The organism is Dietzia sp. IBK-p2-15D (assembly GCF_057773105.1).
In genome coordinates this window covers 110,905-123,689 of record NZ_JBYMTK010000010.1, presented here as the reverse complement: position 1 = coordinate 123,689, position 12,785 = coordinate 110,905, and the positions used below count along the sequence as shown (strand labels likewise).

14 protein-coding genes are annotated in these 12,785 nt (G+C 73.7%); 5 read left to right on the top strand and 9 right to left on the bottom strand.

What is annotated here, in order from left to right:
• Nucleotides 1–28: 28 nt before the first annotated feature.
• From AC3DEV_RS13700 to AC3DEV_RS13685, 4 genes are all read right to left on the bottom strand, one after another.
• On the bottom strand, nucleotides 29–838 hold the full coding sequence (locus AC3DEV_RS13700) for an alpha/beta fold hydrolase (protein WP_488372464.1): 810 nt from the start codon (nucleotides 836–838) through the stop codon (nucleotides 29–31).
• Between the two features lie 122 nt (nucleotides 839–960).
• Nucleotides 961–1,683 (bottom strand): histidine phosphatase family protein, encoded by a 723-nt coding sequence (locus AC3DEV_RS13695; protein ID WP_488372463.1) that lies wholly within the window; start codon nucleotides 1,681–1,683, stop codon nucleotides 961–963.
• Nucleotides 1,683–3,035 (bottom strand): phosphotransferase family protein, encoded by a 1,353-nt coding sequence (locus AC3DEV_RS13690; RefSeq protein WP_488372462.1) that lies wholly within the window; start codon nucleotides 3,033–3,035, stop codon nucleotides 1,683–1,685. Before AC3DEV_RS13690 ends, AC3DEV_RS13695 begins: the two co-directional genes overlap by 1 nt.
• Nucleotides 3,032–4,321 carry an acyl-CoA dehydrogenase family protein gene (locus AC3DEV_RS13685; protein ID WP_488372461.1) on the bottom strand — a complete coding sequence of 430 codons (1,290 nt, stop codon included), beginning with the start codon at nucleotides 4,319–4,321 and terminating at the stop codon, nucleotides 3,032–3,034. Before AC3DEV_RS13685 ends, AC3DEV_RS13690 begins: the two co-directional genes overlap by 4 nt.
• Before the next feature lie 179 nt (nucleotides 4,322–4,500).
• Here AC3DEV_RS13685 and AC3DEV_RS13680 point away from each other — a divergent pair, with 179 nt between their 5' ends.
• On the top strand, nucleotides 4,501–5,469 hold the full coding sequence (locus AC3DEV_RS13680) for a glucosyl-3-phosphoglycerate synthase (protein ID WP_488372460.1): 969 nt from the start codon (nucleotides 4,501–4,503) through the stop codon (nucleotides 5,467–5,469).
• Here AC3DEV_RS13680 and AC3DEV_RS13675 read toward each other — a convergent pair.
• From AC3DEV_RS13675 to AC3DEV_RS13660, 4 genes are all read right to left on the bottom strand, one after another.
• The gene (locus AC3DEV_RS13675) at nucleotides 5,448–6,332 is read right to left on the bottom strand and encodes a cytochrome c biogenesis CcdA family protein (protein ID WP_488372459.1); all 885 of its coding nucleotides are present in this window, start codon (nucleotides 6,330–6,332) and stop codon (nucleotides 5,448–5,450) included. The genes AC3DEV_RS13680 and AC3DEV_RS13675 overlap by 22 nt on opposite strands.
• A gap of 10 nt (nucleotides 6,333–6,342) precedes the next feature.
• The gene (locus tag AC3DEV_RS13670; RefSeq protein ID WP_488372458.1) at nucleotides 6,343–7,083 is read right to left on the bottom strand and encodes a DsbA family protein; all 741 of its coding nucleotides are present in this window, start codon (nucleotides 7,081–7,083) and stop codon (nucleotides 6,343–6,345) included.
• 97 nt (nucleotides 7,084–7,180) lie between these two features.
• The gene (locus AC3DEV_RS13665) at nucleotides 7,181–8,134 is read right to left on the bottom strand and encodes a M48 family metalloprotease (protein WP_488372457.1); all 954 of its coding nucleotides are present in this window, start codon (nucleotides 8,132–8,134) and stop codon (nucleotides 7,181–7,183) included.
• The gene (locus AC3DEV_RS13660) at nucleotides 8,134–8,538 is read right to left on the bottom strand and encodes a BlaI/MecI/CopY family transcriptional regulator (protein WP_472982629.1); all 405 of its coding nucleotides are present in this window, start codon (nucleotides 8,536–8,538) and stop codon (nucleotides 8,134–8,136) included. The genes AC3DEV_RS13665 and AC3DEV_RS13660 overlap by 1 nt, the downstream gene beginning before the upstream one ends.
• Nucleotides 8,539–8,609: 71 nt before the next feature.
• Between AC3DEV_RS13660 and AC3DEV_RS13655 the strand changes: the two genes are divergently transcribed.
• Nucleotides 8,610–9,293 carry a hypothetical protein gene (locus tag AC3DEV_RS13655; protein WP_488372456.1) on the top strand — a complete coding sequence of 228 codons (684 nt, stop codon included), beginning with the start codon at nucleotides 8,610–8,612 and terminating at the stop codon, nucleotides 9,291–9,293.
• Here the strand turns inward: AC3DEV_RS13655 and AC3DEV_RS13650 are convergent.
• On the bottom strand, nucleotides 9,268–9,900 hold the full coding sequence (locus AC3DEV_RS13650) for a class I SAM-dependent methyltransferase (protein ID WP_488372455.1): 633 nt from the start codon (nucleotides 9,898–9,900) through the stop codon (nucleotides 9,268–9,270). The two genes, AC3DEV_RS13655 and AC3DEV_RS13650, sit on opposite strands and share 26 nt — an antisense overlap.
• A gap of 96 nt (nucleotides 9,901–9,996) precedes the next feature.
• Between AC3DEV_RS13650 and AC3DEV_RS13645 the strand changes: the two genes are divergently transcribed.
• The 3 genes from AC3DEV_RS13645 (at nucleotide 9,997) to AC3DEV_RS13635 (ending at nucleotide 12,749) form a co-directional block, all read left to right on the top strand.
• Nucleotides 9,997–10,683, top strand: coding sequence for a PIG-L deacetylase family protein (locus AC3DEV_RS13645; protein WP_067719049.1), 687 nt, complete (start codon nucleotides 9,997–9,999; stop codon nucleotides 10,681–10,683).
• A gap of 84 nt (nucleotides 10,684–10,767) precedes the next feature.
• Nucleotides 10,768–11,379 (top strand): class I SAM-dependent methyltransferase, encoded by a 612-nt coding sequence (locus tag AC3DEV_RS13640; protein ID WP_067719047.1) that lies wholly within the window; start codon nucleotides 10,768–10,770, stop codon nucleotides 11,377–11,379.
• A complete protein-coding gene (locus AC3DEV_RS13635; protein WP_488372454.1) occupies nucleotides 11,376–12,749 on the top strand; it encodes an MFS transporter in 1,374 nt (457 codons plus the stop codon). The genes AC3DEV_RS13640 and AC3DEV_RS13635 overlap by 4 nt, the downstream gene beginning before the upstream one ends.
• The last annotated feature ends 36 nt before the right edge of the window (nucleotides 12,750–12,785 follow it).

Genomic DNA, 12,785 nt, shown 5'->3' with positions numbered 1-12,785 from the left:
CGCTCAGCTCTCATCGGTTCCCTTGTCTTCACACGTCGTATTCGGAGAGGAACGCCTCGAGGATGGTGGTGACCTCGTCGGGACGTTCCATGCTGGGCGAGTGCCCCGCACCGGGGATCTCGCGATAGCGCGAGCCCGCGATCAGCTCGGTGATCCGCCGGGACTTGTCCGGGGGCGTGGCGGCGTCCTCGGCCCCCACCATGACCAGCGTCGGGGCGATGATGCGGATGGCCTCGTCCTCACACGGGTCACGGTCGGCGACGGAGTCGATGGCCTTGACCAGCCCCACGCGATCGGTGCGCTCGAGCTGGGTCATCCACTCCGTGACCCAGGGGGCGTCGAGGTTGCCCTCTGCCAGCATGATCGGCGCCACCCGCGCACGCAGGGGCTTCATGCCAGCCACGCGGTACACCTTGGACAGCGTCTTGTACTTGCTGCGATTGGCCGGCTCCTCCGCGGTGGCAGCGGTGTCCATGAGCGTCAGGGTGTGCACGATCTCCGGGTTGCGGGCGGCCAGGCGCATCCCCACGAACCCGCCCATGGACAGGCCCACGAAGTTCACCACCGGGATCCGCAGGTGCCGCAGGAGTTCGGACACGTCCACCGTCAGGGTGTCCATGTCGTAGCCACCCATGGCCCGCGGGGAGTTGCCCTGCCCGCGGAAGTCGATCGTCACGCACCGGTACTTCTCGCGAAGGTGGGCGATCTGGTGCTGGAACATCCAGCCCGAGAACAGCAATCCGTGGGCGAAGAACACCACCGGGGCGTCCTGGCGTCCCGCGGGGGCGCCGGTGTCCGTGTAGGCGATCGTCGTGTGACCGCGCTGGAAGGTGGGCATCGTGGCGTTCTCCTGACGTGCTCTCGTGGCCGCCTGGAACGGCCTCTACGGTCGTACGATACGACGCCCGCCCGGGCGCGAGGCGGCCTCGAGCCGATCCGACGTGCGGTCGGCCGACATCGTCACCTCAGGGTGACCAGTCGGCGTGGGTCGTCGGGCCCGGCCGCCCGCTCGAGGTGCTGGTGTTCGTTGACCGCGATACACGTCATCCCACCGCGACCCACCACGACCCGGGCGGTCCCGGTGTTCACCGTCACGCGCTGCAACCGGGTCCACAGCCCCACGACGCCCTCGGGGTCGGCGAGGAGGCCGGCGACCGCCAACGAGATCGTGCCGGCGGAGGAGACCACCACCGTGGTCCGGCCGGTCCCGGACCGGGCGGCGGCATCGGTCAGGGCGGTGTCGGCGTCCCGTCGGTACTCGGCGAAGGCCTCGAGGCCCGCCCAGTGCCCGAGGGCGGCGTCGAGCTGGCGTTGGAAGGCCTGCTTGGCCTCGTCGGAGGACCCGGCCGAGTCGAGGGTGCCGTGCTCGGTGGTCAGGCCGGCCACGCGGGCGGCCTCCAGGACCGCGTCGGCGTCGTACTCGGCCCAGCGCTCGTCGACCTCCACGGCGACGTCCTCGGCGGCGTCCCGGTCGTGGTGGGCGCGCAGGCCGGCGAGCAGGCCCTCCGCCGTCTCGCGCTGTCGGCGCAGGCCGCCGTGGATGATCACGTCGGGCCGCAGCCCACGGCCGGCCATGTCCTCGCCGGCCAGGCGCGCCTGCAGGTGACCGGTCTCCGACAACCGGTCGTAGTCGCCGCTGCCGAACGAGGCCTGCCCGTGGCGGACGAGGTGGATGGACCCCATCAGCGCCCACCACCCGACGTGCCGGTGGGTCGCCCGCCGATCACGGGGAGATCGCCGATCACCGGCAGGCTTCCGAGCAGACCCGTCACCTTGCCCCGGACGTCGTGGACGCCCCCGGCGAGCAACGGGAGCACGACCCGCGGGACGCCGAGCAGTTCCGGGACCACGTCCCGCGGGGAGACCCGGGTCGGCGTGAGGCGACCGTCGCCCGTGCGGATGATGCGCAGGCAGCGCTGCTCGAGGAAAGCCACGCCGGGCCGGAAAGCACGGAACGCCGGGTTGGTGGTCTGCCCGTGGAAGTAACGGTGGTTGATCTGCTGGGCGATCACGGCCAGGCGGAACAGACCGAACACCTCGTAGAAGCGCCACTGCTCAGCGGTGATGTCCAGTCCGGCCCGGCGGGCGTACCGCTCGACGACCTGCTGGCGGGTGAGCATCCCGGGCGCGTGGGTGGGCTGGCGGCGGAACGCCTTGAACAGCGGGCCGTCGTCGTCCTGCACCCAGTAGGCCAGTGCGCCGCCGAGGTCCATGAGCGGGTCGCCGACGGTCGCCATCTCCCAGTCCAGGACGCCGATGACGCGGGTGACGTCCTCCGGGTCGAGCACGAGGTTGTCGAACCGGAAGTCGTTGTGCACCAGGCAGTGCCCCACGTCGTCGGGCTGGTTGGCGCGGAGCCACTTCATCACCGGCGCGAAGTCGGGCACGTCCGGGGTGCGGGCCCGCCGGTACCGGGCCGACCAGCCCTCGACCTGCCGGCGCACGTAGCCCTCGCCGCGGTCGAGGTCCCCCAGGCCCGCGGCCTCGATGTCCACCGAGTGGAGGTCGGCGAGCGCGTCGACGGCCGCCTCGGCGAGACGACGGGTGGTGACCCGGTCCATGAGCAGCTCGCGGGGCAGCTCCTTGCGCAGGATGGTGCCCTCCATCCGCTCCATCACGTAGAAGTCCGTGCCGATCACCGAGTGGTCGCCGCAGAACCCGACTATCCGCGGTACCAGCGGGTACACCGGCCGCAGCGCCGACTGGACGCGGTACTCGCGCTTCATGTCGTGGGCACCGCGGGCCTTGGTCCCGGCCGGCGGGCGGCGCAGGACGAGGTCCGCGCCCGGGTAGCGCAGCAGGTAGGTGAGGTTGGACGCGCCACCGGTGTACTGCCGGACCTCGGGGATGACCGGCTCGTCGTCGTCGCCGAGGTTCACGCCCGCCAGCACGGTCGGGTCGTGGGGCGCGATCGACCGCAACCACGCGGCCACCGCCTCGACGTCGAACGCGTCCTCGCCGCGCACGGCGTCAGTGCCGGGGACACGGCGCCGCAGGGCGGCGTCGCGGTCGGGCGTGCCGTCGCGGGCGGTCATCGGGTCGTCCCGGTCGTCTCGGTGCCACCGGTGGTGGCGGCGTCGCGGTAGGGCGCGAGCAGGGCCCGGGCGACGACGCCGAGGTGGACCTCGTCGGGGCCGTCGGCCAGTCGCAGCGACCGCGCGGTGGCGTACGCCCCGGCCAGGGGGAAGTCGTCGCTCATGCCGCCGCCACCGTGGAGCTGCAGGGCCATGTCGATCACCTGCTGCGCCATCTTCGGGACGGCGGCCTTGATGGCACTGACCTCCACGGCGGCCTGTCCCTCGGTGTCGAGCTTCCAGGCGGCGTGCTGGACCAGCAGGCGCGCCTGGTCGATCGCGATGCGCGCCTCGGCGAGACGCTCACGGTTGCCGCCGAGGTTGACGATGGGTTTGCCGAAGGCCACGCGACCCGAGGCCCGGCGGCAGGCCAGGTCCAGCGCCATCTCCGACAGGCCGATCAGCCGCATGCAGTGGTGGACGCGGCCCGGGCCCAGTCGGCCCTGCGCGATCTCCGCGGCCTTGCCCGGACCGGCGATGATGCTGGACACCGGGAGCCGCACGCCCTCCAGCGTCACCTCGCCGTGGCCGAGCGGTTCGTCGTAGACCCCCTGGGCGGTGAGCATGCGCTCGACGCGGACCCCTGGGGCGTCCATCGGCACCAGGACCATCGAGTGGCGCAGGTAGCGGTGCGCGTCCGGATCGGACACGCCCATGAAGATGCCCACCTTGCAGTCCGGGTGACCGACGCCCGTGGACCACCACTTACGGCCGTCGAGGACGACCTCGTCACCCTCGATACGGGCGGTGGCGGCCATGTTCGAGGCGTCCGAGGAGGCCACATCCGGCTCGGTCATGAGGAAGGCGCTGCGGATCTTCCCGTCCAGTAGCGGGTCCAGCCACCGGTCCTTCTGCTCCTGCGAGCCGTACTTGAGCAGAACCTCCATGTTCCCGGTGTCCGGGGCGTTGCAGTTGAACACAAGCGGGGCGAGGAACGAGCGGCCCATCTCCTCGGCGACCGGCGCGTAGTCGGTGTTGCTCAGGCCCGTGCCGCCGTGGGTGCCGTAGCGCTCGGCGTAGGGCCCCTCGTGTCCGGCCGGGAGGAAGAGGTTCCACAGTCCCTGCTCGCGGGCGCGGGCCTGGAGCTCCGGGACCCGCGGATCGACCGCCCACGGATCCTCCCCTGCCAGCCGACGCCGGGCGATGTCGGCGTGGATCTCCGGCTCCACCGGGGCGATGTGGGTGTCGATGAACTCGCGGACGGCTGCGGTGAGCTCAGCGGCGCGGGGCGAGGAGGAGAAGTCCATGGGTTCATCGTGGCACAGCCCGACGAACGGGTCCCGGCTCCGCGGCGTCTCCACGTGCGGGCCGGGGCCGGGGGTCGCGCGCGGGCCCGCCGACGGGTGACCCACAATGGCGAGACGGAGACCCCCTCCGCGACCCGCCCGGCCGGTGGGTCGTCACAGCGAGAGCGAGACGCCCGACGATGCTGCCGGACACCGAGGGTTGGTTCCGACGCCGGAGCCTGACCGCCCGGGACTTCGACGCCGCCGGGGTGGCCGCGGCGAAGGCCGGCCGACGCCTGTCGGTGGTCCTGCCCGCCCGCGACGAGGAGGCCACGGTCGGCGCCATCGTCACCGCGCTGCGCGAGCACCTGGTGGAGGCGGTGCCGCTGCTCGACGAGATCGTCGTGATCGACTCCGACTCCACCGACGACACCGCGCGGGTCGCCCGCGCCGCCGGCGCCGTGGTCCACGCGCAGTCCGAGATCCTGCCGGAGTGGGGGTCGGTCCCGGGCAAGGGCGAGGCGTTGTGGAAGTCCCTCGCGGTGACGACCGGGGACGTGGTGGCGTTCATCGACGCCGACCTGCGCGACTTCGACCCGACCTTCGCCGTGGGATTGCTGGCCCCGCTGGTCCTGGATCCGTCACTCGGCTTCGTCAAGGGGTGCTACGACCGGCCGCTCGCGGACGGCGTCACGGTGTCGCCCTCGGGCGGCGGTCGGGTGACCGAACTCGTGGCCCGGCCGCTCATCGACGCCTGGTGGCCGGAGCTGGCGGGGTTCGTCCAGCCACTGGCCGGGGAATACGCGGCCACCCGGGAGGTCCTCGAACGGATCCCGTTCGCGCGGGGTTACGGCGTGGAGCTCGCGCTCCTGGTGGACGTGTGGGAACTGGTGGGACTCGAGGCGATGGCGCAGGTGGACCTGGGCATCCGGCGACACCGCAACTCCCCTGACGACTCGTTGGCCCGGATGGCCGCGCAGATCCAGCTCACCGCACTCGACCGTCTGGTCCGCGCGGGCCGCGTCACCACGACGGCGCGACCGGATCAGCGGCTCACCACGTTCACCCGGTCGCCGGCGGGGGCCTACTCGCCCACCACCACGCGCATCGAGACCGGAGACAGGCCTCCGATGTGCGAGGTGAGGGTTCAGCCGCGGGCGGGCTCCTGATCCTCGGGGCCGGGGGCGTCCGGCTCCTGCCGCGCCCGCGCGCGGCGCCGGTCGCGTAGCGCCCACACCGCGAGGCAGACGGCGGCCACGGCCAGCGCCGCGACGGCGAACCACAGGTCGTCGATCCCGGCGACCCGGCGCTCGATGGCGAGCTGCAGGTCGAACTGGGCGTCCACACCCATCACCGAGCCGAGGGCCGCGGTGCCGTCGGTGAGGATGAACAGCAGTCCCACCGCGATGAACAGCACCCCGGCGATGAGTGAGGTGGTGTGCGTGCGGACGGGCCCCAGGGTGACCTCGCGACCGCGGATCCATCGCCGGCGCGACACCCCCAGCCGGTCCCACGCCAGGGCGAGCACCGCGAGCGGGACGACCATGCCGACCGCGTAGGCGCCCATGACCGCCGCACCGTAGGCGGGCGAACCCCCGGCCATCGCCAGGGTGAGCACGCCGCCGAGCAGCGGGCCCGAGCAGAATCCCGCGAAGCCGTAGAGGGCGCCCAGCGCGAGGACGGCCACGGGGCCGCTGCCGGTGACGCGGGACGAGGCGTCCGAGAGTCCGGGAAGCCGGAATCCGCCCCCGAGGGCGGTGTAGACGCCCAGGGCGACGACGACGAGGCCACCGATCAACGTCACGGTCCCGCGGTGGACGGTGAACAGCGAACCGATGGCCCCGACCCCCGCCCCGAGCGGGACCAGGACGATGGCGAGGCCGAGCAGGAACAGCCCGGTCCGGGCGAGGAGCACCCGGCGGGTTCCGAAGGCGTAGGCGAAGAAGGCGGGCAGCAGTAGGGCCGAGCACGGGCTGAGGATGCTCAGGACGCCGCCGAGGAATCCGCCGATCAGTCCGATCTGTTCGGTCATCGGGCCCACGTCACCCGTCGAGTGAGCTGTCGATGACGTTGCGGAACGTCTCCGTGGAGCGGGCGCCGATGATGCCCGTTCCGTTGATGAGGAACGTCGGGGTCGAGGTGGCACCGAGTGCGGTGGCCGCCTCGTAGTCGGCCCGGATCGCCTCGTCGTACCGGTCGCTGGTCATGTCCTCGCGGAAGCGCTCGATGTCGGCGACGCCGGCCTCGCGGGCGTACCCGACCAACTTCTCCTCGCCGAGGTCCGGATGACCGCGGTCGGGGGAGTCGGCGAAGACCACCTCGGTGAACTCCCAGAACCGCCCCTGGTCGGCGGCGGCGCGGCCGGCTCGCGCGGCGGCCATCGACTGCTCACCAAAGATCGGCAGGTCCCGCCATTCGATCCGCAGGTCGCCCTTCTCGACGTACTCCTCGACCAGGGCGGGCCCCACCTCGCGGGAGAACTTGGCGCAGAACGGGCAGCGGAAGTCGGTGTACATGGTCATCACGACCGGTGCGTCGACGGGCCCCATGGCCATCGGGTCGCCCTCCTCGAAGCGCGCGATGCCCTCCATCGACTCCGGGCCGGGAGCCTGTTCCGGGCTGGTCTGCCGATCGTCGGACACCTCCGACGTCCCCGCGGCGGACCCGTCGGCGGACGGTTCGCCCCCGCCCACCTCGCGGGCGAGGAGGATCGCCACGAGGGCGAGGAGTACGGCCACCACGAGGGACAACGCGATGACCGGGACGCTCGGACGACGGGACACTTCGGGTCTCCTGCGGGTGCGATCGGGGACGGGGACCGACCCGTGAGTGGGCCAGTTTCTACTACGTTGCATAGTAGTTAGCGGCGGTGGCGTGATGTCAACCCGCCAGCGCGGAGCACATCCCCAGCACGAGCGTCGTCGCCGCGGCCGCGGAGATCGCCGCCGGCGAGACCGCGTGTACGAGCGCGAGCACGAGCCCGGGCCCCACCCCCCGGGGTCCGGCCGGCACCGAGGACAGGACGGCCACCCGGCCGGCGGGGGCGCCGAGCTCGCCGAGGGCACCGCGCACGGCCGCCGCGCCGCCGGCGCCGAGCGCGGCCCGCCGGTCCGCGGCCAGCTCGGCGAGGACGGACACCTCCGCTGCCGCTCGCCGCAGCAGGGGCACCGGCGAGAACACCGTGCGCAGAGCAGCCGCCGACGTCACCGCGACGTGGTGACGCCCCCGCAGATGCGCGATCTCGTGGTCGAGCACGGCCCGTCGGCGCTCCTCGCCGAGATCCCACAGGGCGGTGGAGGCCACCACCGTCCCGCCGCACGAGGCCGGCCCGCGTCGTCCCACGCCTGGGAACCCGCGCGTCGCCGCCCCCGGCAGCGCGTAGGCGACGGGTTCGTCGTCGGCGATCCACCACACCCGTACCCCGTCGACGTGGTCGGTGGCCTCGACCAGTGACCGCAGGGACCGGGCGTGCGCCCGCGCCGAGCGCCGGGCCCGGGACATCGCCGCCACGACCACCGCGACCGCGGACACCGCCGCCACCACGGCCACCGCGACGACCACGCCACGGACGGCGGCCGGCCACACGCCGCTCGCCGCCGGATCGAACATCGTCGCGCACGCCGTGACGGCGGTGGCGGCGGGCGCGAACCCCCTCAGCGGCTGCACGTGCATCACCACCGGGGCGGCGACGAGCAGGGACACGAAGACGACGCCGGTGCCGATCCAGGCGCCCAGCGCGACGCCCGGCCGCGCCGCCGCGTCCACGGCGCGACGCAGGTAGGCAGGGCCGGCGGCGCCGACGACCAGTGCCGCGAGCAGCATCCCGATGCCCATCAGGCGTCCCCGCCGCCGCGGAGGCGCGCGGTGATCCTGCGGAGCACTCCCGCCTCCTCCGGGGCCAGGTCTCCACCCTCCCTCGAGACGAAGTGCAGGAGGAGCTTCTCCGCGTCGCCGCTCGACCGGAGCAGTTCACCCAGGGCGTCGGCGCCGAAGTCCTCGCGGCTACGCGCGGGCCGGTACCGGTACCCGCGTCCGACCTTCTCGCGCGTCACCGCCCCTTTGTCGTACAGGTGCGCCAGGACGGTCATCACGGTCGTGTAGGCCAGTGGCCGCCGGTCCGCGAACCGATCCGCGACCTCGCGGACGGACAGGTCGTCGCCGTCACCCGCGCACTCGTCCCACAGCAATTCGAGGACGGCGGTCTCGAGCTCACCGAGACCGGGCAGCGAATGGGCCACGACAGCGCTCCTCCCGATCGATCTACCAGGGCCGGTGGCGGATACCCCGCCGGTATGCAGACCATGGTGGCATGAACCACTCGTCCGGCGCGTCGGCCGCCCCCCGGAACGCGCCCGCCCCCGAGACCGCGTCCTCCGAGGCCGCGTCGTCCGGGATCGCGTCGTCCGAAATCACGTCGACCCCGGCGGTGTTCGCCCCCGCCCGCGCCGCCCTGGCGGCGCTCGGGACCTTCCTGCTGATCGGCATCCCCACCGACATCCTGCCCAACCCGGTGTTCGGCCGCGAGATCCCCGTCCGCTGGTGGGAGTACCCCGTGCTCGCCGCCACCGTACTGCTCACCGCCGCCTGGTTCGGCATCCGGTCCGCGCGGGAGGCCGGCGTCGGCAGCGCAACCGGGCACCCCGCCGGAGCCGAGCCGTCCGAACGCCCTGCGCTGGTCACCGTGGGCGTGGCGACCGCCTGGTTCGCGGTGGCGTGCCCCGTCTGCAACAAGATCGTGCTGATCCTGCTCGGCACCACCGGCGCGCTCGGGGTGTGGGCCCCGCTGCAGCCGTGGCTCGCGGCCCTGTCGCTGGTCCTCCTGGCCGGCGCCGTGATCTACCGGTGGCGGGCCCGCCCCTGCGCCGATGGCGCCTGCGCGTCCGACGCCTGCGCGTCCGACGCCTGCGCGTCCGACGCCTGCGCGTCCGACGCCTGCGCGGTGCCGCCCACCGGGAGCGGGGACCGCGCTACCGACGCCGCGCGGACCCGCTGAGCACCGGCGTCAACGGCACCACCGGCGGGAACGGACGGGCCTGCAGGCCGGAGACGTCGAAGCCCGCCTCCGCGACGTGCCGGGCGGTGTCGCGGTTCGGGTGGCACCCGCCTCCGAGTCGGCTCCACACGGGTTCGATCCGGTCGGCGACGCGACCCAACCGACCGTCCGCCCGGACGTGCTCGAGCAGACGCAGCTCGCCGTGCGGGGCGAGCACCCGCCGGGCCTCGGCCAGGGCGGCCGGGACGTCGAGGACGGTGCACAGGACGAGCCCGAACACCACGGCGTCGGCCTCACCGTCGGCGAGCGGGAGCGCCTCCGCCACCGTGTCCACCACCTCGACGTCGACCGCCGCCCGCTGCGCGTGCCGGCGGGCGTACGCGCGCAGGTGCGGGTCCGGTTCGACCGCCACCACCCGGGTGACCTCCGGCGGGTAATGCTCGAAGGTCACCCCGCTGCCGGCGCCGACCTCCACCACCGTGCCCGACAGGCCGTCGACCAGACGACGTCGCGACTCCGCCAGGCCGATCCGCTCCAGCACCGGGCTGGCCACCACCCACGCGCGGGCGAAGAGTGAGGCATCCTTCCGTTCGCGAGACCTATTCATGCGAAGATACGGTACCGGGTATCCGCCGGCCCCGGGGCCGGTCCAACGATTCCCACCGACACAGCGATTCCCACCGACACAGGGAGGTCCGCCGCGATGCGCACGACGACCGGGCTACCGGACTGGGACACGGTCCTGGCCGTGGTCGCCCACCCCGACGACGAGTCCTTCGGCCTCGGCGCGATCCTGTCGACCCTCGCGGCCGCGGGCGCGCGTGTCCACGTCCTCTGCCTGACCCGGGGCGAGGCCTCGACCCTCCACGGGGCGCGTGGAGAGGAGATCGAGGGAGACCTGTCGGTGATCCGCGAGCGCGAACTGCGGGCCGCCGCCGACGCGCTCGGCGCGCAGGGGGTCACCCTCCTGGACCTCCCCGACGGCGGGCTGACAGCGCTCGGTGCGGACGCGATCGACGACGCGGTCGAGCGGGAGATCGAGGCGGTGAGGCCGGACGGGCTGGTCGCCTTCGACTCCACCGGCATCAGCGGCCACCCCGACCACGTGGCCGCCACCGCGGCGGCCGTCCGCGCGGGCGAGCGCCACGACCTGGGGGTGCTGGCGTGGGTCCTCCCCGACGCCATCTGCGCCACGCTGGCGGGCGAGGGGTACGCGGGATTCCTCGGACGCCCGGCCGACGAGATCGACCTGGCCCTGACCGTCGACCGTGCCGCGCAGCTGGCCGCGGTGGAATGCCACCCCAGCCAGGCCGTCCCGGGCAGCGTGCTGTGGAGGAGACTGGAACTGCAGGGGGACACCGAACACCTCCGGTGGCTCCGCCGCCCCTGAGAACCGTGCCCGACAGCCGAGCCTGGCAGCCGTGCCTGGCAACCGAGCCTGACAACCGTGCCCGAACCGAAAGGACCACCGCCCGTGGACGCCTCCGCATGGAACGCCCGCTACCTCGCGCAGCCCGATGCGTGGGGCACGACCCCCGCCGCCCGGATCGTCGCCGAGGTGACGGCCGCCGAGGACACCGGGCTGGACGTGGGCACCGCCGTCGACCTGGCCTGCGGTGACGGTCGGCACGCGCGGTGGCTCGCCGCGCACGGCTGGCAGGTGCAGGCGGTCGACTTCTCCGAGGTCGCCATCGAGCAGGCTCGCGCCAAGGACTCCGACGACGGACGCAGCGGCAGCGTCGACTGGGTCGTCGGCGACGCCACCACCTGGGCCCCGTCCGAGGCCGTCGACCTAGTCGTCGTCGGATTCCTACACCTCGACCTCCCCGCACTGACCGCCGTGCTGCGCAGCGCCGGCACCTGGCTGCGCCCCGGCGGCCACCTGGTCTACCTCGGCCACGCCGCCGAGAACCTCCGCCGCGGCGTCGGCGGACCGCAGGATCCCACCGTGCTCCCCGACATCGCCGACCTCGCCCGCGGCGCCGAGGGACTCGAGGTGGTCTCGCTGCGGCACGACCTGCGGCCTGCCGGCAAGGCCACCGCCGTCGACGTGCTCCTGCACGCCCGGACCTGGGGCGGGGCGTGACCCGCGCCGGCGACGCCACGCACACCGCACCGGAGGCGGGCCGGGCGACGGCGCAGCGGCGGATCCTCACCGTCCTCGTCCTGGCCCAGCTCCTCGCCGGGGCCGGACTCGCCGCGGGCATCACCGTGGGCGCGCTGCTCGCCGAGGACCTGCTCGGTGGCCCCGGCCTGTCCGGGCTGCCGTCGGCACTGTTCACCGGAGGCTCCGCCCTCGCCGCGATCGCGGTCGGCAAGCTCTCCCAGGCCCGCGGCCGCCGCCCGGGCCTGGCCGCCGGATTCGCGGTCGGCGCACTCGGCGCGGTCGGCATCGTCGCGGCCACCGCCCTCGAGTCGCTGCCGCTGCTGTTCGCCTCGTTCGTCATCTACGGCTCCGGCACGGCCACCAACCTGCAGGCCCGCTACGCCGGGGCCGACCTCGCCACCGACGCCACCCGCGCCCGGTCCCTGTCCTACGTCCTGCTCGGCACCACCGCCGGTGCCGTCGCCGGGCCCAACCTCGTGGGGCCCACCGGCGGCGTCGCCGAGGCGCTGGGGCTGGCCCCGCTCGCGGGACCGTTCCTGCTCGCCGCCGCGGCGTACGGCGGTGCCGCGCTGGTCATCTCCCTGCTGCTGCGGCCCGATCCCCTGCTCGAGGCGCGCAGGATGGAGATCGAGGCAGCGGAGGAGGCGCTCACCTCGTCGTCGTCGTCACTGTCGTCGTCACCGCCGTCGTCGTCCCCCTCCCCTACTGCGGAGGCCGCGGCCACCGCCGCCGACTCCGAACGGCACGCCGTGGCGCCCGTACCGACCCGCATCTGGACGGCCGACGTCATCACCGGTGTCGTGGTGATGGCGCTGACCCAGTTCGTCATGGTCGGGCTCATGACCATGACCCCCGTGCACATGCGTGCCCACGACCACACCGTGACCGTGGTGGGCGTCGTGATCTCGCTGCACGTCGCCGCGATGTTCCTGCCCGCGCCCCTGTCCGGGCTGCTCGTGGACAAGTTCGGCACCCGCGCCGTGGCGGTGTCCGCGGGCCTGGTGCTGCTGGCCGCCGGAGCGCTCGCCGCCCTGGCCCCGCCGCAGTCCACGGCGCTCGTCGCGCTGGCACTGATCCTGCTGGGACTGGGCTGGAGCCTGGGGCTGGTCGCCGGCACGACCGTTCTCACCACGTCCGTCCCGACCACCGTGCGCGCCAGCGTCCAGGGGCAGGCCGATGTGGCCGTGGCGCTGTCCGGCGCGGCCGGCGGTCTGCTGTCCGGCCTGGTGTTCGCGTGGATCGACTTCCGCGGGCTGGGCTTCACGCTCGCCGCCCTGTCGCTCGTCGTGGTGGCGGCCGTACGCCCGCGGACCGCGCGCCGGACGGCCGCCCCGGCGTCGACGGTCTGACGACCCGGGGCCCGGCGGGGGGCTGACGCCCCGGGG